The 2,669-nt window shown below is 38.9% G+C and carries 1 protein-coding gene, 1 tRNA gene and 1 pseudogene; all 3 read right to left on the bottom strand.

The genetic code is table 11. From position 1 onward, the window contains the following. Positions 1–463: 463 nt before the first annotated feature. Positions 464–554 (bottom strand) — tRNA-Ser (locus H540_RS0128585). 53 nt (positions 555–607) lie between these two features. Continuing rightward, positions 608–1,713 (bottom strand): annotated as a pseudogene (locus H540_RS32830) (IS3 family transposase); the annotation flags it as partial. Positions 1,714–2,039: 326 nt separating this feature from the next. Further along, the coding region (locus tag H540_RS0128570; RefSeq protein ID WP_028403464.1) for an RNA-guided endonuclease InsQ/TnpB family protein at positions 2,040–2,669 on the bottom strand (630 nt) is incomplete at its 5' end.

Genomic DNA, 2,669 nt, shown 5'->3' with positions numbered 1-2,669 from the left:
TGCATGTATTAGGCACGCCGCCAGCGTTCATCCTGAGCCAGGATCAAACTCTCCATAAAAGTGTTTGTCTAGCTTAAAATAAAAATTGACGTTTCGCATTTTGTTTAGTTTTCAAAGAACTTATTACGACAAGAAATCAATCATATAACATATACTTGTTTTTGTAAATATGTTTTTTGATTTTATTTTTTCAACCACTTTTTGAATAACTCATCAGTGGCGGAAAAACAATATAACATGTCCACTTTGATTATGCAACACTTATTTCTTTTGGAAATTACAGGTAGAATATTTCTTCCTATACATTACATATGATGACCTCAATGATTCCATTGTATCAGGATTATGGAATAGACGTAGCAGATAATAAAAACAATAGAAGATATAAAAAGTCTAGTCCACCTCCTAAAACTTAGACATAGTAAATCTTCATTAATATATGTCAGTTCTATCATCATATGTATGGCAGAGAAGAAGGGATTCGAACCCTCGATACGCTTGTGACGTATACACGATTTCCAATCGTGCTCCTTCGGCCTCTCGGACAGCTCTCCATAATACAACGAGATATCATGTCGTGTATTCATTTTTAAGCATGGTCTCTGTAGTACTTTTTCATTTGATAGTGCCAGCCCTGATCTGAATGAATCAATAACTCATCTTCCATCGTCAGGCGTTCAAATGACTTTTCTAACATCTCTGATACGAGCGAATACGTTGGTCGCGAGCCAATTGTATAGGCGATAATCTCACCGTTAAATAGGTCAAGCATAGGAGATACATATAGCTTCTCTCCAAATAATTTAAACTCCGTTATATCCGTTACCCATTTTTCATTTGGCTTCTCGGCCTTAAAATTACGATCTAAAATATGAGGGGCGACCTTCCCAACTTCCCCTTTATACGAGCGATATTTTTTCATGCGAATGAGACATTTTAATCCTAATTCTTTCATGATTCGTTGTACTTTTTTATGATTGATTCTATGTCTGCGATTTACCAATTCATCCCGAATGCGACGGTATCCGTAACGACCCTTATGTTCGTTGTAAATCGCTTGAATCTGTGCTTTTAATGTGGCATCTTGATCTGGCCGATTGAATTGTTTCACCCAATAGTAATACGTACTACGCGGAATTTCTGCCAGTTCTAAAAGTGCTTTCACCGGAAACTCCAGCCTCAGTTCATAGACTACTTGTGCTTTGTCTTGTTTGGTGATGTTCCCTTGTTTTGAACTAAGGCATTCAACTTTTTTAGGTAAGCATTTTCCATCCGTAAACGTTCAATCTCAGCTTGTAGTGCCTCAAGTGACCCTTCCACTGGTGCTTGTTTCTTCGTTTCTTTTTGATTTTTCTTTGTCATCGGTAGACGCCCCTTTTTCTTTGGTTTGAGGGCATCTACTCCTTTCGCTTCAAACTGTTTTTTCCACTGTAATAAGGTAGAATCCGTTGGAATATTGAAAATCACAGCTGTTTCTCGGATAGACGTCCCATGTTCGTTCATGTAATCAAGTACCTTTAGTTTATCTTCTACAGAATACGTTGTATAGCGTTTTCCAAATGCTTTTTCTCCGTGATATTCGTACAGTCGAATCCATGTATGAAACACACTTGGCGTTACACCAATGCTTCTCGCTATCGTTTGATATCCCTTCGTTCCTTCCAAATATTTTTTTACAGCTTGTATTTTTTCTTGAGTTGTATATTTGGCCATAAGAAAACTGCACCTCCAATTGTTAGATGGTGTCTAACAATTGGGGTGCAGTTCATAGGTGAGAGTGCTTTTTTCATTTACTTTCCTTACCTTCCCCAGTACCATGCACATGTGCGTGATTTCTATAAGGAAAAATCCTATAATACTTGCCCAATAAGCATTTCTGGTTGTTCGGGACAAAAATTTTGCATATCTTTCATTCCATATTCGCTATTGTGAACTACCCGCCACCTACGCTAACGCTTAGAGGTGGAGGCTTCTCAGGTACTCGCACCTCATGGTACGAAATGGACTGAGCTATCGAGCCTATTCCGTGCTCTATATGTTTATGCTAACAAGCGTAAGCCCTCTCGTTTGATATTGATAGAAGCATTATGGTCTCTATCTGCCGTGAATCCACATTCACATTGGAATGTCCGTTCAGAAAGAGACAGTTCTGCTTTTACTTGACCACAACAGGAACAAGTTTTGGATGAAGGGAAGCACTTGTCGATTTTGATCAGTTTCTTCCCCTGTTCCTCTAACTTATATCGCAGGAATGTGGTGAACATGCCCCAAGCATTGTCAGCTACACTCTTCCCAAAGTTTAGGGCTTGTGACATTCCTTTCATATTAAGATCTTCCATCACGACACAGTCATATCGTTTAGATAATTTGCGCGATTCTTTGTGCAGAAAGTCTTTGCGTTGGTTTGCAACTTTCTCGTGTAGCCCGGCTACTTTCAGACGTTGCTTGTTCCAACGATGGCTTCCCTTTTTTCTGCGTGACAAAATACGTTGTTCTTTGGCTAGTTTTTCTAAGGCCTGTCGATAGAAACGAGGGTAATTGGCTTTCTTACCTGTTTCACTGTCTACAAATAAACCATTCATAGAAAAGTCTAACCCCACAATGTGTTGCACTTCTTTCGAAACGGGTTGATGCTCATATTCTATAAGAATAGAGACATAATACTTGTC

This window comes from Ectobacillus panaciterrae DSM 19096 (assembly GCF_000430785.1).
GTDB lineage: Bacteria > Bacillota > Bacilli > Bacillales > Bacillaceae_G > Ectobacillus > Ectobacillus panaciterrae.
This window is presented reverse-complemented; position numbering and strand designations above follow the sequence as displayed.